Origin of the sequence: Corynebacterium sp. AOP40-4SA-5 (assembly GCF_052377355.1) — a bacterium.
In the GTDB taxonomy this organism is placed as follows: domain Bacteria; phylum Actinomycetota; class Actinomycetes; order Mycobacteriales; family Mycobacteriaceae; genus Corynebacterium.
Window position 1 is genome coordinate 103,119 of record NZ_JBQSWS010000003.1, and the last position, 19,001, is coordinate 122,119.

Genomic DNA, 19,001 nt, shown 5'->3' on the forward strand with positions numbered 1-19,001 from the left:
CCCGAGGGAGTCGCGGCTGATGCCGGTGCCGGACGGCCTGGCGGGGATGCGGGTGGACGCCGGGCTGTCGAAGTTGCTCGGGTTGTCGCGCACCGTCGTCGCCGAACTCGCCGAGGCCGGCGACGTGGTGCAGGACGGCAGGACCGCGGGCAAGTCCGACCGGCTGGTCGCCGGCGCGTGGCTGGACGTCACCCTGCCGGAGCCCGAACGCGACCTCGCCGACGAGCCCGCCGAACTCGTCGAGGGCATGGAGATCCTCTACTCCGACGACGACGTGATCGCCGTGAACAAGCCCGTCGGTGTCGCCGCGCACCCCACCATCGGCTGGGACGGGCCCACGGTGACCTCGGGTCTGGCGGCGGAGGGGTTCCGTATCTCCACCTCGGGTCCGCCGGAGCGTAAGGGCATCGTGCACCGGCTCGACGTCGGGACGTCCGGCGTGATGCTGGTCGCCGCCAGCGAGCGCGCCTACACGGTGCTCAAGCGGGCGTTCCGCGACCGGACGGTGGAGAAGACCTACCACGCGCTGGTGCAGGGCCACCCGGACCCGACGGTGGGCACCATCGACGCGCCGATCGCCCGGCACCCCGGTGCGGGGTGGAAGTTCGCGGTGCGTGAGGACGGTCGCCATGCCGTGACGCACTACCGCACGCTAGAGGCGTTCCGGCAGGCCACGATGCTGGAGGTGCACCTGGAGACCGGGCGTACCCACCAGATCCGCGTGCACTTCTCGGCGCTGCACCACCCGTGTTGCGGGGACCCGATGTACGGGTCGGACCCGGCACTCAGCGAGTTCCTCGGACTGCAACGTCAGTGGCTGCACGCGGTGCACCTGGGGTTCACACACCCGAACGGGCGGTGGATGGACATCGAGTCGCCCTACCCGGAGGACCTGGACGTGGCGTTGGAGCGACTGCGGGAGGTGAACTGATGCGTACCTCGCGGCAGATCGCGCCGGACCGCAAGGTGCGGCGCCGGCGTGAGTGGGAGGACACGCGTCGTCCCGCGTGGGTGATGTGGTTGTCGGTGCTGTGCCTGGTGGCGCTGGCCGGCACGGTGATCGCCCTGGCAGGTTCGGACCGTATGTCCCAGCCCCAGGCCATCAACGGCGACATGCTGGGCCCCGACAACAGCGAGACCCTGGACGAGTACGTCGCGCGGGCGGGGACGACGCTGCAGGACACGCCTGACACAGGTGACACAGGTGACGAGGCCCGCTGGGCGCTGGTGACCCCGGTCGAGCCGGCCGGGACGCAGGAACTCACCGAGATCTTCTCCGGCATGTCCGGCGTGCGGGTGTCGACCCTGCTGTACGCGAACTCGCGGTGGGAGATCGCCGAGCCGGCGGACGGCCACCGTCGCGAGGACGTCTTCGCCGGTGCCCGTGACCAGGTCGCGGCGAACGCGGGGGTGGGGGAGGACGACCCGGCGCTCGACGTCCTCGGCGTGCTCGTGCACGCCGCGCCGGACGACCTGGCGGCCCTGGACGACCGTGAGGACGTCCTGGCGGTGGAGGCGTTGCCGCCCGACGCGTCCTACGGGCGTTTCGGGCTGCGCCCGGTGACGGCCGAGGAACGCGAACAGGCACAGGAACAGGCGGCGGCCCGGTGATCTGGGGTGTCCTGGCCTACCTGATGTGGGGGTTCTTCCCCGCGTTCTTCCCGCTGCTGCGCCCGGCGGTGCCGATGGAGATCCTGGCGCACCGCTTCGTGTGGACGCTGGCCTTCGTCGTGGTGGTCATGGCGTGCACCACCGGTTTCCGGTGGGTGCGTCGGATCCCCGCGGGTCTGTGGCTGCGCATCACCGCGGCCGCCGTGCTCATCGCAGGCAACTGGGGGCTGTACATCTACGCGGTCAACAACGACCACGTCGCCGACGCCGCCCTGGGGTACTTCATCAACCCGCTGGTCAGCGTGCTGCTCGGCGTGGTGGTGCTGCGTGAGCGGCTGCGGACGCTGCAGTGGGTGTCCGTGGGCATCGCCGCGGTGGCGGTGGTGATCCTCACCGTGGCCTTGGGTTCGCCGCCGGTGGTGTCGCTGGGGCTGGCGTTGTCCTTCGCCGGCTACGGGCTGCTGAAGAAGCGGGTGCCGTTGACCCCGCTGCAGTCGTTGACGGCGGAGACCGCGGTGCTGGCACCGGTGGGGGTGCTCTACCTGGTGTGGCTGCAGTCCCAGGGGGAGAACACCATGGTGCAGGGAGGGCACGGTGTGGGCCATGCGCTGCTGCTGGTCACCGCCGGGGCGATCACGGCGCTGCCGTTGCTGTGTTTCGCCCGTGCGGCCCACGAACTGTCGTTGACCAGTCTGGGGATGCTGCAGTACCTGACCCCGGTGATGCAGATGCTGTGGGCGGTGCTGGTCGTCGGCGAGTACATCGAACCGGCCCGGTGGGTCGGGTTCGCGGTGATCTGGGTGGCGCTGCTGGTGTTCGTCACCGACACGCTGATCAACGCCCGGCGCACCCGGCTGCGGAAACTCGTCTAGATCCCGAAGACCCGGTCGACCATCGGGTTGCGGAACATGCCGGACGGGTCGACCTGCGCGCGCAGCTCGGCGACGTCCGCCAGGTCGGGGTGCACGGCGGCGAGGCCGTCGTGGTCGAGGGTGTGCAGCTTGCCCCAGTGCGGGCGTCCGCCGGCGGCGACGAGGACCGGCTCGACCACGGCGAAGAGTTCGCGGTAGTCGTCGCGGTGGTAACGGTGCACCGCGACGTAGCAGGACTCCCGCCCGTTCGCGGTGGACAGCGGTACGTCGTCGGCGGCGGTGCAGCGCACCTCCAGGGGGAATCCGACGGGCAGCCGGGAGGCGTCCACGGCACGGTGGACCTCGGCGAGGACCTCCGCGGCATCGGTCAGGGGTACGGCGTACTCCATCTCGTTGAAGCGCACCCGGCGCGGGGAGACGAAGACGTCGTGGGCGGTGTCGGAGTACTCGCGCTGTGCGAGGCTCGCCGCCGCCAGACGGTTCATCGCCCCGGTGGTGCGCGGCACGTGGTGCATCAGTGAGCACATCGCCGCGAAGGCGGCGTTGCTGACGAGTTCGTCGTCGACGAACGCCCGCCAGCGCGGCACGGGACCGGGCAGGTCGGCGGACGCGGCGTCCTGCAGGCTGTGGCGGGTGTTGGTCTTGACGTGCGCGCGCCCGGTGCCGGGGAACCAGTAGTACTCCATGTGGTCGACGGCGGCGGCGCGGGCGGGGAAGTCGCCGACGAGCTCCTCCAGTGGTTCGGCGCGTTCCACGGCGGACAGCACGAAGGAGTCGACGACCGCCATGGTGATGCGGGTGGTCACCCCCAGGGCGCCGAGGGAGACGCGGCCGAGGTCGTGGAGGGGGTCGCCGGGGCCGACGTCGTGCACGGAGCCGTCGGCGGTGACGGTGCGCAGTCCGCGGACCATCCCGGCGAAACCGGTCAAGCCGATGCCGGTGCCGTGGGTGCCGGTGCTCACCGCGCCGGCCAGGGACTGCGGGTCCACGTCGCCCTGGTTGGCCAGCGCCAGGCCGTGCGGGCGCAGCAACGCCGGGACGTCGCGCAGGCGGGTGCCGGCCAGGAAGGTGACCTCCATGGCGTCGCGGTCCACCGACACGAGCCCGGAGAGGTGGTCGAGGTTGACGAGGATCCCGTCGGTCACCGCCACGGGTGTGAAGGAGTGGCCCGCACCCACGGCCTTGACCCGCAGGCCCCCGCGGGCCGCCCGACGGACCAGGTCGACGACCCCGTCCTCGGTGGTGGGCTGCTCGAATGCGGCCGGGGTGGCGTGCTGCGCGCCCGACCAGTTGCGCCATCTCATGTGAAGCTCCGTCCCTCGCCCCGGTAGGTGGGCCATTCGTCGATGATGTCGCCGTCGCTGACCACCAGTACGGACTCGGCGAACTCGGCCTGTTCGCCGGCCTTGGCGTGCCGGAACCACACGTGGTCGCCGAGGTCCATCGCCGCGGCGACGTCGCCGCGCAGGGGTGTCTGCACCTCCCCGGCGCCCTCCGTGGCACTCATGCGCAGGCCGCGGGGGTAGTCGACGACCGGGACGCGGTCGGCGCCGGGAGGGCCGGACGCGATGCGCCCGCCGCCGGCGACGGTGACGATGTCGGGGGCGGGCCGGCGCGCCACCGGCAGGACGAACCACTGCGCCGAGACCGGACGGAACGCGGAGTAGTGGTCGAACAGGCCCGGGCCCACGACCCCGGAGCCGGCACCGATCTCGGTGACCACCTCCTCGGCGGTGGTGGACTCGATGGAGCCGGTGCCGCCGCCGTTGACGAACTCCAGCTCGCCGTCCACCGCCTGCACGGCCTCCACGATCGCGGCCCGGCGTCCCGCCAGTTCCCGGGCGGAGACCCGCTTGACCGCGGTGACCAGCGGGGAGGTGTCGGTGGTGCCGGCGATCTGCCCCTCGTAGGCCATCAGGCCGACCAGGCGGAAACCGTCGCGGTCGCTGACGGCCTCGGCCAGGGCGCGGGCCTGCTCCACGGTGTGCACCGGCGAGCGGCGTGCACCCAGGTGCACCGGACCGAAGGACAGGGACGCGTCGACGTCGATGCACACCCGCAGCACGCCGCGTTCGGTCGGCGGGACGACGGCGTCGATGAAGTCGAGGTGCTCCACCGAGTCGACCATCACCGTGACCGACCGCAGGTAGGTCTCCCCGCACATCAGCCGGTGCAGCAGCTGCCGGTCGGCGCTGGGGTAGGCGACGAGCACGTCGTCGCACACCCCCTCGTCCACCAGCCACATGGCCTCGCCAAGGGAGTAGGACAGCAGTCCCTGCACACCGTCGAGGGCGAGGAGGCGCTCGATGAGCCCGCGGACACGCACCGACTTCGTGGCCAGCCGGATCGGGGTGCCCGCGGCACGCCGGACCATGTCCGCGGCGTTGGCCAGCGCACTGTCCAGGTCGAGGACGGAGAAGGGGGCGTCGAGGTGCGCGACGGCCTCGCGCACCGCAGGTCGTGGTGTACTCACGGGGTTGAGGATACGTCGCGAAACCCCCCGGCGTGTGCCGGTTTCGGATATCATCACCGGACATGACTGTGACGAGTGTTGAACAATTCGGGAGTCCGCTGTTGGAGCGGGTCTTCCGGGCGCCGGGGCACACCGGTCCTGAAGGCAACATCGGGCGGTGGGAGGGACTCGCCGGGGACGCCGCGTGGGTCGCCGAGATCACCCGCCTCAAGCAGGAGCGCAACGCGGTGATCCTGGCCCACAACTACGAACTCCCCGAGATCCAGGACATCGCCGACTACACCGGAGACTCCCTGGCGCTGTCGCGTATCGCCGCGCAGACCGACGCCGAGGTGATCGTCTTCTGCGGCGTGCACTTCATGGCCGAGACCGCCAAGATCCTCTCCCCGGACAAGACCGTGCTGATCCCCGACGCCGAGGCCGGCTGCTCCCTGGCGGACTCGCTGAGCGTCGAGGAACTCGCCGAGTGGAGGTCCGAGCACCCCGACGCCCTGGTCGTGAGCTACATCAACACCACCGCCGCAGTGAAGGGCCTCACCGACGTGTGCTGCACCAGCTCCAACGCCGTGGACGTGGTCGCCGGGTTGCCGGAGGACCGCGAGATCCTCTTCGGCCCGGACCAGTTCCTCGGCGCGCACGTGCGCCGGCAGACCGGGCGCGACAACATCCACGTCTGGGCCGGGGAGTGCCACGTCCACGCGGGCATCTCCGGGCCCGAACTCGCCCGCCGCGCCGAGGAGAACCCGGACGCCGACCTGTTCATCCACCCCGAGTGCGGCTGCGCCAACTCGGCGATCTACCTCGCCGGCGAAGGCGTGATCGACCCGGGGAGGGTGCACATGCTCTCCACCGGGGAGATGCTCACCAGCGCGCAGGACGCCGCGGCCGCCGGACGCGGCAAGGTCCTCGTCGCCACCGAGGTCGGCATGCTCCACCAGCTCAAGGGCGTGGCCCCCGACGTGGACTTCGCCCCCGTCAACGAACGTGCCTCCTGCCCCTACATGAAGATGATCACCCCCGCGGCCCTGCTGCGCTGCCTCGCCCTGGGCACCGACGAGGTCGACGTGGACGAGGACGTGGCCGCGCAGGCCCGCCTCGCCGTGGAGCGGATGATCTCCGTCGGCACCCCGGGAGGAGGCGAATGAGCGACGCGAGAGCACTGCTACCGACGACCGACCTCGGCACCCTCGACGGCGACCCCTCCCTGTTCTCCTCCCTGGCGTGGGCGGCACTGCAGGAGGACATCGCCGCCGGTGACGCCACCACCCTGGCCACCGTCCCGCAGGACCTGCAGGGCAGCGCACGCCTCATCGCCCGTGTCCCCGGCGTGATCTCCGGCACCGACGCCGTGCGCGCCGTGCTGGACGCCGGGGCGTCCAACCCCGTGCTCGGCGGACGCGTGGAACTGCAGGACGCCCTGGCCAACGGTGCCCGCGTGGCTCCCGGTGACGTGGTCGGCGTGCTGGAGGGACCGGTCCGGGCGATCCTGCAGCTGGAGCGCTCCGTGCTCAACGTGCTCTCCCACGCCTCCGGGGTGGCCACCCACACCGCCGCCTGGGTGGACGCCGTGGCCGCCGCCCGCGACGGGGTGGCCGTACGTGACTCGCGCAAGACCCTGCCGGGGCTGCGTCTGCTGCAGAAACGCGCCGTGGTCCACGGTGGTGGCACACCGCACCGCTATAACCTCTCCGACCAGGCCATGGTCAAGGACAACCACGTGGTCGCCGGAGGGGGAGTGGTCGCCGCCTACCGGGCGGTACGTGCCGAGGACACCGCCCTGTGGTGCGAGGTGGAGGTCGACGACCTGGAGCAGCTGCGTGAGGTGCTGGGCCTGGACCTGCCGCCGCAGCAGGTCCTGCTCGACAACTTCGACGTGCCGACCACCGTGTCCGCGGTGCGGCTGCGCGACGAGATCGCGCCGGGTGTGCTGCTGGAGTCCTCCGGCGGGCTGACCCTGGACAGGGCCGGCGACTACGCGGCCGCCGGTGTGGACTCGCTCGCCGTGGGGGCGCTGACCCACTCGGTGACGGCCCTGGACATCGGGCTGGACCTGTAGGGGTTCTCTCCGGGAGTCTCGGTGCTGTGGGGTGGTTCGAGTGCTTCGGAGTCCGGGGCCGTGAACTGCGCAGACGGTCACTGACCGTCGTTTCGTCGGATCTGTGGGGTGCAGGCGCGCCGGGAACTAGTATTGGGGTGTGTACGACATGGAGATGGAGGTGACTGCCTGATGCGCATCCGTGGAACCGGGGCGGCGACCCTGGCCACGACGGTGCTGTTGCTCGCCGCCTGCGCCTCGTCCAGGGAGGACGGGGGACAGGACGGCTCGGAGCCGTCAGGCACCGTCACGGCGACAGCCACCGTCACGGCGACAGCCACCGTCACGGAGACCGTCGCCGAGCCTGCCACGCCCAGTGTGACTCCCACCGGGACCCCTGCCGAGGTGCCCGGCGAAGAGGTCGAGGCCTACTTCTCCACCGCCGGCCAGGAGGTCGGCGTCGCCGGCCTGGAGTCCGAGGAGGAGCCGATCATCGTGCGGGACGTCCCTTCGTCCACCGGCGCGCAGGTCGAGGAGGTCGACCGGCTCGGGGCCGTGGAACTCGCCGGCCGGGAGTGGAACAACACCCAGGACCCCGACGAGGGCTTCTGGGCGCAGGTGCGGGTGGACGGTGCCGCCGGCTGGATGCCGAGCGCACACCTCTACCATTTCGCCGCGACCACGGACGTCACCGACGACTACCGGGACGTGACCGGGGACAGTGAACAGGCCGTGGTGGAGACGGTCGGTCGGCAGGCGGCGAGCATGGCGGACCACGTCCTGCTGACCACGCCGGACTACGCCGGTGAACCGTTCTACCGGGTGGACGTCACCGGGATGAAGGACGATGCCCAGGCCGGGGAGCGACTGTTCGTGACCGTCGGGGAGAACGACGGGAGCTACGCGGCCGAGAAGGTGGAGCGCACCCTGCTGTGTCACCGTGGCGTGAGCGGCGGGCTGTGCCTGTAGGAGTCGGCCGGAATCTGTTCCCGGAGTTCTTCCTGACGGGGAGCTGCACACCGGAGCAAGGTACAGCACCGTATGGCACGTGTAGCACGGTATGGCGCCGCGGGGACGTCCGGTGCACCCCGATCTCCCGGTCGCCCGACTTGCCACCGCCGGTAGACTGACCCGCATGAAGAAGTCCTCCTTCGTCCACCTGCACAATCACACCGAGTACTCCATGCTCGACGGGATGGCGAAGGTGGACCTGCTCGCCGAAGAGGTGTCGCGGCAGGGCATGCCCGCGGTGGGCATGACCGACCACGGCAACATGTTCGGCTCCGACGCCTTCTACCGGGCGATGACCGGTGCCGGCATCAAACCCATCATCGGCATCGAGTGCTACATGGCGCCGGAGTCCCGCCTGATCAAGGACCGGGTGCGCTGGGGCGAGCCCGACCAGAAGCGCAACGACGTCGCCGGCGGCGGCTACTACCTGCACCAGACCATGATGGCGGAGAACGCCACCGGGCTGCGCAACCTCTTCCGACTGTCCTCCCTGGCCAGCTACGAGGGGCAGGTCTCGAAGTACCCGCGGATGGACGCCGAGATCGTCGCCGAGCACGCCGACGGGATCATCGCCACCACCGGCTGCCCGTCCGGCGACGTGCAGACCCGCCTGCGTCTGGGCCAGTTCGACAAGGCCCTGGAGGCCGCGGCGATGTGGCAGGACATCTACGGCCGAGACAACTACTTCCTCGAGCTGATGGACCACGGCCTGGAGATCGAGAAGCGCGTCCGCGACGAGCTCCTGGAGATCGGCCGCAAGCTGGACCTTCCGCCGCTGGTCACCAACGACTGCCACTACGTCCTGCAGAAGCAGGCCAAGCCGCACGAGGTCATGCTGTGCGTGCAGACCGGTGCCACGATGGACGAGCCGACCCTGGACGAGGGCGGGCGTCGCTTCGCCTTCTCCGGCGACGGCTACTACATCAAGCCCGCCGAGGAACTGCGCAACTACTGGGACCCGATCGTGCCCGACGGCTGCGACAACACCCTCTGGATCGCCGAGCGCGTCCAGGACTACGGCGAGCTGTGGGAGGAGCACACCCACGACCGCATGCCGAACTACGACGTCCCCGAGGGCCACACGCCCACCACCTGGCTGCGCCACGAGGTCCAGCTCGGCCTGGTCGAGCGTTTCAACGGCGGTGAGGTCCCCAAGGAGTACCTCGACCGGGCCGACTACGAGATCGACGTCATCGACATGAAGGGCTACCCGTCCTACTTCCTCGTCGTCGCCGACCTGATCAAGCACGCCCGCTCCATCGGCATCCGCGTGGGGCCGGGCCGTGGTTCCGCCGCCGGCGCCCTGGTGGCCTACGCGCTGACGATCACCAACATCGACCCCATCGACCACGGGCTGATGTTCGAGCGCTTCCTCAACCCGGAGCGTCCGTCCGCACCCGATATCGACATCGACTTCGACGACCGCCGTCGTGGCGAGATGATCCGCTACGCCGCGGACAACTGGGGCCAGGACAAGGTCGCCCAGGTGATCACCTTCGGCACGGTGAAGACCAAGCAGGCGCTGAAGGACGCCGCGCGCGCCCACCACGGCCAGCCCGGTTTCCAGATCGCCGACCGCATCACCAAGACCCTGCCCCCGGCGCAGGCGGCCAAGGACATCCCCCTGTCCGGCATCATGGACCCCAACCACGACCGCTACCAGGAGGCCGCGGAGATCCGCACCCTCATCGAGACCGACCCGGTGGTCAAGGAGATCTACGACGACGCCCTCGGTCTGGAGGGCGTGGTGCGCCAGGCCGGCGTGCACGCCTGCGCGGTGATCATGGCGTCCGTCCCGCTGCTCGACCACATCCCGATGTGGAAGCGTCAGCAGGACGGCGCGATCATCACCGGCTGGCCCTACCCGGCCTGTGAGGCCATCGGCCTACTGAAGATGGACTTCCTGGGGCTGCGCAACCTCACCGTCATCGGCGACTGCATCGAGAACATCAAGAAGAACCGGGACGAGGACCTCGACCTCGAGGGCCTGACCACCGACGACCCGCAGTCCTATGAACTGCTGGCCCGCGGCGACACCCTCGGCATCTTCCAGCTCGACTCCGGCGGCATGCAGGAGCTGCTGAAGCGTATGCGCCCGACCGGCTTCAACGACATCGTCGCCGCCCTGGCGCTCTACCGTCCGGGGCCGATGGGTGTCGGCGCGCACTGGGACTACGCCGACCGCAAGAACGGGCGCAAGCCCATCGAGCCGATCCACCCGGAGCTCGCCGAGGCGCTCCAGGACATCCTCGAGGAGACCTACGGTCTGATCGTGTACCAGGAGCAGATCATGAGGATCTCCCAGAAGGTCGCGAACTACACCGCCGGTCAGGCCGACGGGTTCCGTAAGGCCATGGGCAAGAAGAAGCCCGAGGTGCTGGCCAAGGAGTTCGAGAACTTCGAGGCCGGGATGAAGTCGAACGGCTTCTCCGACGCCGCGATCAAGACCCTGTGGGACACGATCCTGCCCTTCGCCGGCTACGCGTTCAACAAGTCGCACGCCGCCGGCTACGGCCTGGTCAGCTTCTGGACCGCCTACCTCAAGGAGCACTACACCGCCGAGTACATGGCGGCCCTGCTGACCTCGGTGGCGGACAAGAAGGACAAGTCGGCGATCTACCTCGCGGACTGCCGCCACCTGGGCATCAACGTGCTCTCGCCGGACGTCAACGAGTCCGACTACACCTTCAAGCCCGTCGGCCAGGACATCCGCTTCGGGCTGGGCGCGGTGCGCAACGTCGGTGAGGACGTCGTCGACTCGATCGTGGCGACGCGCAAGGAGAAGACCCCCTTCCAGGACTTCTCCGACTACCTCGACAAGATCGACGCCACCGCCTGCAACAAGCGTGTCACCGAGTCGTTGATCAAGGCCGGTGCCTTCGATTCGCTCGGCCACCCGCGCAAGGGCCTGATGCTGGTCTTCGAGGACGCCGTCGACTCGGTGACCTCCACGAAGAAGGCCGCCGCGCGCGGCCAGTACGACCTGTTCTCCGGGCTCGACGCGGTGGAGGACGACGCCTTCAAGGTCGACGTCCCCGACCAGCACTGGGAGCGCAAGCACGAGCTCACCCTGGAACGCGAGATGCTCGGGCTCTACGTCTCGGGCCACCCGCTGGACGGGTTCGAGGCGTCCCTGGACTCCCAGATCGACACGCCCCTGACCACGGTGATCTCCGGCGAACTGCCGGACAAGCGGGCCATCAAGGTCGGCGGCATCATCTCCAGCGTGGACCGCCGCGTGGACAAGAAGGGCAACCCCTGGGCCATCGTGACGATCGAGGACCAGCACGGTGCGCAGATCGAGCTGCTGTGCTTCTCCCGGACCTACGCGATGGTCGCCCCGATGATCGCCGAGGACAACATCATCCTCGCCCAGGCCGAGGTCAGCATCCGCGACGACCGCACCAGCCTGTTCTGCAACGACCTCAAGCCCGCAGAGCTCTCCGTCGGCGCCGGGGCCGGCGTCCCCCTGCGTCTGCGCATGCGCATCGACCAGTGCACCCCGGACAACATGGACCGCCTCAAGGGCGTGCTGCACAACAACAAGGGCGACTCGGACGTCTACCTCACCCTCTTCGACGGCACGGAGGAGCTGCAGTACATGCTGCCCGCGGACCTGCGGGTGGCGCGCACGTCCTCGCTGATGGGGGACCTGAAGGCGTCGACCTGGGCCGGCGTGCTCGGGTGAGTGCCGCCCCCACCCCGGCCTACCTGCGCCCCGGAACCGACCGGCCCGTCGCGGAGACGGAGGTCAAGCGCTCCCGCTTCATCGCCTGTGCCGCCCGCGTCACCGACGAGGCCGACGCCCGGGACTTCCTCGCCGAGGTCCGTGCGGCCTACACCGACGCCCGTCACCACTGCAGCGCCTACGTCCTGCACGTCGACGGCGCCAACCCGGTGGAACGTTCCAGCGACGACGGCGAACCCGCCGGCACCGCCGGCCAGCCGATGCTCGAGGTGCTGCGTGGTTCGGGCCTGCAGGACGTCGCCGTGGTGGTCGTGCGCTACTTCGGCGGGGTCAAGCTCGGCACCGGCGGACTGGTGCGCGCCTACCAGGACGCCACGCGCGCGGTGCTGGAGCGGGTCAGCGTGCTACGCCGGGAACCGCGCGACGTGTGGACGCTGGACGTCGACCACGCCGAGGCAGGACGCGTCGAGGCGGAGCTGCGGGCGCGGGGGCTGGACGTCGCGGCGTCCTACTCCGCGACGGTCACGCTCACGCTCACCGTCGCGGCCGGGGAGGACCCGGGCGGGATTGTCAGCGAAATTTCAGGTGGGACGCTGGAAGTTGTACGCGACGGGTCTCGCTGGGACGACGTCCAAGCCCGGTGAACGGGGGTAGACTCCAGGTATGACCATGGACAACAACTCCGACAATCCCGTTGCCCGTCGTAAGGCCGACGTCCGAAAGCGGTCGCGGTCGATCCAGGTGTCCGGGGGCATCGCGGTCGCCGGAGGGGTGCTGGCCGTGCTGACCACGGCGACCACCTTCTTCCTCGTCATCGCCATCGTCGCCCTGGTCGTGCTGGGCTGGAACGCGGTGAAGGTCCGCGAGGTGCTCAACCACAAGGACGAGTGGTGAGCGGTGGCCCGGATCGACGCGTGGGTGTGGTCCGTGAGGCTGTACAAGACCCGCTCCGCCGCCGCTGACGCCTGCCGTGCCGGGCACGTGAAGGTCAACGACGCGGCGGTGAAACCCGCGCAGACCGTCGCGGTGGGCGACACCGTGCGCGCCCGGGTGAACCACCGCGAGTACGTCGTGGAGGTCGCCGAGCTCGTGAGCAAACGCGTCGGCGCCCCACACGCCCGGCAGTGCTACGTGGACCACTCACCACCACCGCCGTCGAAGGAGGTGCTGGCGTCCATCCCGCGGCGTGACCGGGGTACCGGACGGCCCACCAAACGTGAGCGCCGCCAGATCGATCAGCTGCGCGGGCGCTGACCCATACGCTGCCACCGGTTGCCCAGCCGGCCCGGACGCGAGGACGCGTGGTCGCCGATGTGCACGGTGCGGCGGATGTGGTCACGGCCGTAGGTGTACAGCAGCAGGTCGTCGATCAGGCGTACCTGACCGGGCGGGTAGTCGTAGCCCATCGTCTCCTGGAGCCCGGCCAGTGCCTCCGGGGAACACAGGACGCTGAGTTCGCCGATGGTGGTGACACCGTTGGCCGCGAGCATGTCCACGGCGAAGCGGTAGTACTCGGCCTTCGACATCGGGTAGCCGCCGCCGACCAGCATGGTGAGCACACCGGGCAGCATCGTGGCGGTGAGTTCGGTGTCCGCGGTGTCCCCGGACTCGTCGGGGGCCTCCTCGACGCTGGTGGCGCGCGCGACGTTGTCGAACTGCTGGTCGGCCAGTTCGATCAGCCCCGCCGCCAGCGTGAACGCGCGGTGCACCTCCGGGCTGAGTTCGTGGCCGGGGTTCTTGTAGCGCACGTCGTGCTCGAACTCCGCCCACGCGTGCTGCAGCACGGTGCGCACCTGGATCTCGATCAACCTGCCGTCCAGGTCGGTGCCGTCGGTGAGGGTGGGCAGCCGCCGCCCGCTGACCCGGGCGATCACGTGGGAGGAGGCGTAGCCGAACTCGCCGCGCACCGCGGTCTGCGCCGCCTTGTCGGTGACCGAGACGACGTCGAACAGGCTTCGCATCACCTCCACCAGCAGGACGATGTCGGAGGTCGTGTACACGGTGACACGCACCCCGAGCACGTCGTACGCGGACTCGAAGTCCTGGTAGTCGGGGTGGGCGGGGTCGTGGATCTTCGCCAGGTAGCTCCCACGGTCCTTGATGCGCACCGACACCTGGTCGAAGGCCAGGCCCGCGTCCGAGAGCTCGTCGGAGAGGACCTTCTGGATGTCCGGCACCACCGTGGGGTGCCCGGCGAGCCAGGAGTCGAAGTCGTGCAGGACGGCGGAATCTTTCATGGCACCGACTCTAGCGCCTTGCAGTGTCCGGCCGAGACGTCGATCGGGCCGGTGCACGGTACCGAGGGTGTCGGTCCCGAGGAGACGAACAGGCGTTGGTCGGCGGTGACGTGGAAGGAGACCGCAGTGGAGAGGTGGTGGTCGTCCCCGCACAGGATGCGGTGCGTCGGGATCGCGAGCAGGGGGTGGGCGATCAGCCCGGCGGCGGGGAAGGGGGCGCCGATGACCGCGATCTCGCGCACGCCCCCTCCGTCGTCGCGGTGGCGCAGGGCGGTGCCGTGCACGGCGGTGAGGTCGCCCAGGACGCCGAGCATGTCCGTGGCGGCCTGCTGCCACAGCAGGGCCGCGCTGCTGCGGTGCACGCTCAGGTCGGCCACGGTGAGTGGGGTGGGCCCGTCGTGCACCACGGCGACCAGGCCGCCGCCCAGGGGGACGCTCAGCGGGGCGGTGGGGTCGAAGGGGTCGAAAGGGTCGTGCCCGGTGGTGGTGACGGTGTGGAGGTGGAGTTTCCGGCTCATACCGGTAGAGGGACTCCTAGAACGGCGCGGAGGTTCCCTTCACCTCGTCGAGATCCGGGCGCCGCGGCTTGCCCAGCGCGGAGAGGAACTCGTCGAAGCTCCACAGGGAGATCTCCTGGCCCTTGTCCTTGAGCTCGCGGGCGCGCTTCTCCTTGCTGGTCACCGAGCCCCACTCGCCGATGACCAGCAGTGTGGTCTTCTTGGTGACGTTCTTTCCGACCGTCCCGCCGGCCGCGGCGATCATGTCCCACACCTCACCCTTCTCGTAGGGGGCGAAGTCGCCGGTGACGGTCACGTTCTGGCCGAAGACGGGGCCGTTGGCGTCCGCTGAGGCATTCGCCTCCGGGACGGTGTCCGGGGTGGCGACGCGCTTCCACGTCTGCTGCGGGGCGGAAGAACTTGTCGAGCTCGTCGAGGCCGGCTTCCCGGCGGAGGTCTCGGCCGGTTTCTCGGCCGGCTTCTCCACCGGCTCGGCGGGCGTCTCGGGCACGGTCTCCAGGGGCTGGCCCGACTGCAGGTTCGTCAGCAGCTGGTGCACCGTGGCGAACTCCTCCTGCTGCCCGGGGGCGAAGACCACCACGTCGGACGCCCCGCGCGTCGCGGGGAAACCGCGCACCGGCCGCAGCGCGGCGTTCGCCGGCGCGGTCGCCAGCGAGAACTGGATCCAGCCGGGGGAACTCGCCGTCGGAGCGTGGTGGTACCAGCCGCGCAGGTCCGCCGGAGCCACGGTCAACTCGGCGAGTTCGGGCGGCAGCAGGGTCTGGCCCATCGGTGTCCTGCGGACGCGGACCCCGTCGCCGTCGACCGTGACGTCCGCCCCGTGTGCGGTGACCGTGTGCGCTGCTGCCGTGGTGCTCATGGCGTCCGATCCTAGTTGGCGACGCCGTCGAGGACGAGGTCGACCCCGGAGAGTACCTGCGACACCGGACGGGGCGAACCGCCTGCGGCCTCGGCGGTCTGCAGGTCCGTCGCCGCACCCAGCAGGTAGCGCGACAGCACCCAGCCGGTCAGCTCACAGTCCTGTGCCGGGGAACCCTGCAGTGCGGCGGCGAGGGTGTCGGCGGGGTCGTGGGCGGTGGTGCCCGCCGCCAGGGCGGCGGCGACGACCTCGGCGCCGTCGCGTACCGCCAGCAACCCTTCGAGCACACCCGCCGCGGCGGCGTAGGTGCGCGGACGCCAGCCGGACGTCGCAGCGTCCTCCCCGGCGTCCTGCGGCTGTTCGGTGCCCAGCAGGATCCGCTCCGCGATCCCGCCGAGCAACTCCTGCTTGCTGGGGTAGTGCCAGTACAGGGCACCGGGGGCGACCTCGAGGGTCTTGGCCAGTCGCCTCATCGTGAGGTCCCCGAGGCCGTACTCGGAGAGGATGTCGAAGGCGGCGGCGTGGATTCGGTCGCGGTTGAGCTGCACCCCACCCAGTGTAACGATCCGGTGTGATGATCCGGGGGAGTGCGGCTAACGTTCCGGTGACGGGCGACGTTGTAGGGTCGTAGCTGTAGTACGAGTGCGAGAAGGGAACCTTTCATGTCACCACGGGTGTCTGGCCGCCGGCCGGGAATCACCAGGGCGGTCCTCACCGGCGCCGTCGCCGTAACACTGGCGACGACGCTGGGCCTGTCCGCCTGCGGCTCGGACGACGATGCCGACGAGGCGTCAACCAGCGCGTCCGGCACGGCCAGCAGTTCGTCGAGCGCCACGAGCTCCAGCAGCGCCGCGGCCTCCTCCGAGAACCCTGAGGGGTCCGAGAGCGCCGAGGACGCCGGGGCCGAGGGCTCCGAGGACGCAGGTGCCGGGAACCAGGACGGCACCGAGCCCGCCCCGGAGGACAACCAGGACGGCGTGAACGCCCAGGGCGGCGGCAACAACGCCGCCGGTGCCCCCGCAGGTCAGGACGACGCCGCGCAGATCACCGCCGTGGCCCGGGGCCTCGGCGAGGACAAGCCCTGGGGCGAGTACCAGCGCATGGTCGTCGACACCTCGTGTGCGGCGGACCTGGAGCAGGTCGGTGGACGTGACGCCATCCTGCAGGACCTGGAGCGGCAGTCGGAGAACACCCTGGCCAGCAAGGTGATGTCCGACCAGGGCACGAGCCTGCCCGTCGTCCACGGGGTCAACGACATCCAGGTCAACGGTGACCGCGCCACCGCCAACGTCGACGCGGAGATGGCGGGCCAGCGCCAGACCTCACCCGCGGTCTACGTCCGCGAAGACGGGCAGTGGAAGACCTGCAGCACCGCATGACGTCATCCCGTCGAACACTGATCGGACAGTCGGCGAAGACCCTCACGGTCTTCCTGGCTGTCTTCAGCATTTCCGGACTTCTGTGGGGATGGTGGCGTCCCGCGGTCACCGCGGTGATCACCGACACCGGCGCGGCCGAGGTCGACCCGGCGACGTCCGGTGCCCCGTTCCTCTCCTTCGCCGTCTTCGCCGCGGCGACCGGCCTGCTCGGCGCACTGCTGGCCGGCTGGTCGTTCTGGCGCTCGCCCCGGCTGCGCGGCCCGGTGATGATGATCGCCGTGATCGTGCTCGCCTTCCTCGGCGCCGGGGTGTTCCTGCTCTTCGGCAACTGGCTGGCAGAGACCCTGCACGGCACGGAGATCATCGCCGGACTCGCCGACAGCCTCAGCCCGGGTCAGGACTTCACCATCGTGTCCCGGGTCACCGGGGCGGCCGGGTTCCTCGCCGCACCGGCGGCAGCGGCGGTCGTCTACTGGACGTGCTCGCTGTTCGCCCCGGACACCGCCTTCGAGCGGTAGGGCAGGTCAGCTGACGTCAGCTCTCGCGCAGCTGCCGTAGCTGGCGGTAGGCCTGCCAGACGGACCCCTCGTCGCCGGCATCCTGCAGGTCATATTGCGGGTCATCGTCCGGGTCAGCCTCCCCGAACCCGTCGTCCTCGACGCCGGTCTCCTCCGGCACCATCAGGAGCTCTCCGTGGGCGCGGTCCAGGGCCACGTCGCAGGAGGAGTTCTGGCCGAGTTCCAGGTGCAGCGACGCCGCGGCGACCCAGTTCATCGCCGCACTGCTGTGGTCCCGGGCGTCGGTGAAGGACCGGGCGGCACGCGTGGCGTACTCCAGGGCGAGGTCCTCGCGGCCGGCGTCCTCCCAGATCGCCGACATGTCCTCGTTCCAGTCACCCAGGTGCCAGGAGAACATCGGGTCGTCGGCGAGCCCGTCGGAGCCCTCCAGTATCCGGCGGGAGCGTTCCATCATCTCCACGGCGCGTGAGGTGTCACCGACGTTGAGGTGCTCGCGGGCGGCGGTACGCAGCGCCTGCGCCGCGGCCAACGGGCGGTCGAGTTCGCGGTAGAGCGTGCAGCTGCGCTCCAGCAGGTTCGCGGTCACCACGTGCTGCCCCGAGGTCGAGGCGGCAACGCACGCCATGGTGAGACAGGCCAGGGTGCGTTCGGTGTCGGGGGAGAACATCGACCAGTCGGCCGTCGCCACGGCCAGGGCGAGTCCCTCCTCCAGGTTGCCCACGCCGATCGCGGCGCGGGCGCGCACGGCACGCAGGTTCAGCACGGCGGGGGAGACCGGTGCCCCGGCGGCAGCCTCGTCGACGCGCACGGCCAGGTCGTGGGCGGCGGCGTAGTCGCCGTCGGCGTTGAGCAGCTGGCAGGCCTGCTCCGCCCGGTGCATGCCCTCCAGGGGCGCGCCGAGCTCCAGGGCGATCTCGGCGCACTGGCGCCAGTGCTCCAGGACCGTGTCGTTGTCGTCCTCGGTGAGGGCGAAGTAGCCGAGCAGGTCGTGGGCCTCGTAGCGGGTGGTGGGCGAGTCGGACGCCAGCATCGTGGTGGCCACGGCGACGGCGGCCTCCACCTCGCCTTCGGCGTGCAGCTGCTGGGCGCGGGTGAGCTCGCGGTCGCCGGCCGAGGCGCCGTTGACGGTGAAACGGTCGGCGAGTTCGCGGAACACCGGGCGCAGTGGCGCGGTCTCCGGCGTCGCCAGCGACGTCGCGCAGGTCAGCCCACCCATCGCGGCCAACGACAGGCACGTGGCCTGGTGGCGCGGCAGGGTGGCCCCGGTGATCGAGGCGTCCTCCCCGAGGGTGGGTCCGTCGGCGTCGGGACGAAAGGCGAGGATCGAGGCGTGCAGGTCGTCGAGCAGGCGGGCGGCCGGCGGCAGGTCGGCCAGGTCCACCCCGTCGGACTCCACGACCATCGCCACCAGGCACAACGCGGAGTCGGCGAGGACGGAGGAGGCGTCGTCACCGGTCTCGCGGGCCAGGCGCCGCCACTGCATGACCGCCTCGGCGGACTCCTCGTGCAGCTCCAGGCGGTCGGCGACGGCGGCGCGCAGGACGTGGAACTCGGTGCGCAGGTGCGCCGGGGCGTCCTGCGGCAGGTCTGTCGCAGGATCGGCGAGCCAGTGGCGGGTGCCGAACTGGCTCGTGAGACGCCAGCTGGTGGCGTGGTCGCCGGCGGACGTGGCGGCGACGGACGCCTGCAGCAGGTCGACGAGCGGTAGCGGGTGTGAGGACACCGGCGGTGACCCTCCGTCCTTTCCTCGGTGCGGTAACGGGCTAGAATCACAACACGTTACCCGTTCACCGACCCTGG

General features: G+C 70.4%; 19 protein-coding genes. 12 read left to right on the plus strand and 7 right to left on the minus strand.

Features of this window, described 5'->3' with window-relative positions; all coding sequences use genetic code 11:
* Positions 1–19: 19 nt before the first annotated feature.
* From ACT3S3_RS02720 to rarD, 3 genes are read left to right on the plus strand one after another with little or no spacing between them, the layout of a single operon-like run.
* Positions 20–931 carry an RluA family pseudouridine synthase gene (locus ACT3S3_RS02720; protein WP_301443410.1) on the plus strand — a complete coding sequence of 304 codons (912 nt, stop codon included), beginning with the start codon at positions 20–22 and terminating at the stop codon, positions 929–931.
* Entirely contained in the window at positions 931–1,611 is a 681-nt protein-coding gene (locus ACT3S3_RS02725; RefSeq protein WP_301443404.1) for a hypothetical protein, read from the plus strand. The genes ACT3S3_RS02720 and ACT3S3_RS02725 overlap by 1 nt, the downstream gene beginning before the upstream one ends.
* Positions 1,608–2,483 carry an EamA family transporter RarD gene (rarD, locus tag ACT3S3_RS02730; RefSeq protein ID WP_301443405.1) on the plus strand — a complete coding sequence of 292 codons (876 nt, stop codon included), beginning with the start codon at positions 1,608–1,610 and terminating at the stop codon, positions 2,481–2,483. Before ACT3S3_RS02725 ends, rarD begins: the two co-directional genes overlap by 4 nt.
* Here the strand turns inward: rarD and ACT3S3_RS02735 are convergent.
* Both ACT3S3_RS02735 and ACT3S3_RS02740 read right to left on the minus strand, forming a co-directional pair.
* On the minus strand, positions 2,480–3,787 hold the full coding sequence (locus tag ACT3S3_RS02735; protein WP_441588134.1) for a D-arabinono-1,4-lactone oxidase: 1,308 nt from the start codon (positions 3,785–3,787) through the stop codon (positions 2,480–2,482). The two genes, rarD and ACT3S3_RS02735, sit on opposite strands and share 4 nt — an antisense overlap.
* Positions 3,784–4,956 carry an amino acid deaminase/aldolase gene (locus tag ACT3S3_RS02740; RefSeq protein ID WP_301443407.1) on the minus strand — a complete coding sequence of 391 codons (1,173 nt, stop codon included), beginning with the start codon at positions 4,954–4,956 and terminating at the stop codon, positions 3,784–3,786. The genes ACT3S3_RS02735 and ACT3S3_RS02740 overlap by 4 nt, the downstream gene beginning before the upstream one ends.
* Before the next feature lie 62 nt (positions 4,957–5,018).
* Here ACT3S3_RS02740 and nadA point away from each other — a divergent pair, with 62 nt between their 5' ends.
* The 7 genes from nadA to ACT3S3_RS02775 all read left to right on the plus strand — a co-directional run bounded on the left by nadA (position 5,019) and on the right by ACT3S3_RS02775 (position 12,944).
* Positions 5,019–6,101, plus strand: coding sequence for a quinolinate synthase NadA (gene nadA / locus ACT3S3_RS02745; protein ID WP_441579927.1), 1,083 nt, complete (start codon positions 5,019–5,021; stop codon positions 6,099–6,101).
* Positions 6,098–7,012, plus strand: coding sequence for a carboxylating nicotinate-nucleotide diphosphorylase (nadC, locus tag ACT3S3_RS02750; protein ID WP_301444063.1), 915 nt, complete (start codon positions 6,098–6,100; stop codon positions 7,010–7,012). The genes nadA and nadC overlap by 4 nt, the downstream gene beginning before the upstream one ends.
* A gap of 171 nt (positions 7,013–7,183) precedes the next feature.
* Positions 7,184–7,960 (plus strand): hypothetical protein, encoded by a 777-nt coding sequence (locus ACT3S3_RS02755; protein WP_301444062.1) that lies wholly within the window; start codon positions 7,184–7,186, stop codon positions 7,958–7,960.
* A gap of 166 nt (positions 7,961–8,126) precedes the next feature.
* A complete protein-coding gene (gene dnaE, locus ACT3S3_RS02760; protein WP_441582051.1) occupies positions 8,127–11,690 on the plus strand; it encodes a DNA polymerase III subunit alpha in 3,564 nt (1,187 codons plus the stop codon).
* A complete protein-coding gene (locus ACT3S3_RS02765) occupies positions 11,687–12,334 on the plus strand; it encodes an IMPACT family protein (RefSeq protein WP_301443708.1) in 648 nt (215 codons plus the stop codon). Before dnaE ends, ACT3S3_RS02765 begins: the two co-directional genes overlap by 4 nt.
* Positions 12,335–12,353: 19 nt before the next feature.
* Positions 12,354–12,584, plus strand: coding sequence for a hypothetical protein (locus ACT3S3_RS02770; RefSeq protein ID WP_301443707.1), 231 nt, complete (start codon positions 12,354–12,356; stop codon positions 12,582–12,584).
* Positions 12,585–12,587: 3 nt separating this feature from the next.
* The gene (locus tag ACT3S3_RS02775) at positions 12,588–12,944 is read left to right on the plus strand and encodes an RNA-binding S4 domain-containing protein (RefSeq protein WP_301443706.1); all 357 of its coding nucleotides are present in this window, start codon (positions 12,588–12,590) and stop codon (positions 12,942–12,944) included.
* On the opposite strand, the gene ACT3S3_RS02780 is transcribed toward ACT3S3_RS02775, so the two are convergent.
* Genes ACT3S3_RS02780 through ACT3S3_RS02795 form a run of 4 tightly spaced genes read right to left on the minus strand, consistent with a single transcriptional unit; the run spans position 12,926 to position 15,852 of the window.
* Positions 12,926–13,927, minus strand: coding sequence for a GTP pyrophosphokinase (locus tag ACT3S3_RS02780; RefSeq protein WP_301443705.1), 1,002 nt, complete (start codon positions 13,925–13,927; stop codon positions 12,926–12,928). The genes ACT3S3_RS02775 and ACT3S3_RS02780 overlap by 19 nt on opposite strands.
* Complete coding sequence (locus ACT3S3_RS02785; RefSeq protein ID WP_441579810.1) at positions 13,924–14,445, minus strand: hypothetical protein; 522 nt, start codon at positions 14,443–14,445, stop codon at positions 13,924–13,926. Before ACT3S3_RS02785 ends, ACT3S3_RS02780 begins: the two co-directional genes overlap by 4 nt.
* 16 nt (positions 14,446–14,461) lie before the next feature.
* Positions 14,462–15,304 carry a BRCT domain-containing protein gene (locus ACT3S3_RS02790; protein ID WP_441579809.1) on the minus strand — a complete coding sequence of 281 codons (843 nt, stop codon included), beginning with the start codon at positions 15,302–15,304 and terminating at the stop codon, positions 14,462–14,464.
* Between the two features lie 11 nt (positions 15,305–15,315).
* Positions 15,316–15,852, minus strand: a complete 537-nt coding sequence (locus ACT3S3_RS02795; protein ID WP_301441715.1) for a TetR/AcrR family transcriptional regulator — start codon at positions 15,850–15,852, stop codon at positions 15,316–15,318.
* Positions 15,853–15,966: 114 nt separating this feature from the next.
* Here ACT3S3_RS02795 and ACT3S3_RS02800 point away from each other — a divergent pair, with 114 nt between their 5' ends.
* On the plus strand, positions 15,967–16,683 hold the full coding sequence (locus ACT3S3_RS02800; RefSeq protein WP_301441714.1) for an Rv0361 family membrane protein: 717 nt from the start codon (positions 15,967–15,969) through the stop codon (positions 16,681–16,683).
* A complete protein-coding gene (locus tag ACT3S3_RS02805; RefSeq protein ID WP_444626183.1) occupies positions 16,680–17,201 on the plus strand; it encodes a hypothetical protein in 522 nt (173 codons plus the stop codon). The genes ACT3S3_RS02800 and ACT3S3_RS02805 overlap by 4 nt, the downstream gene beginning before the upstream one ends.
* A 16-nt stretch (positions 17,202–17,217) precedes the next feature.
* On the opposite strand, the gene ACT3S3_RS02810 is transcribed toward ACT3S3_RS02805, so the two are convergent.
* Positions 17,218–18,924, minus strand: coding sequence for a hypothetical protein (locus ACT3S3_RS02810; protein ID WP_301441712.1), 1,707 nt, complete (start codon positions 18,922–18,924; stop codon positions 17,218–17,220).
* Positions 18,925–19,001 lie beyond the last annotated feature (77 nt).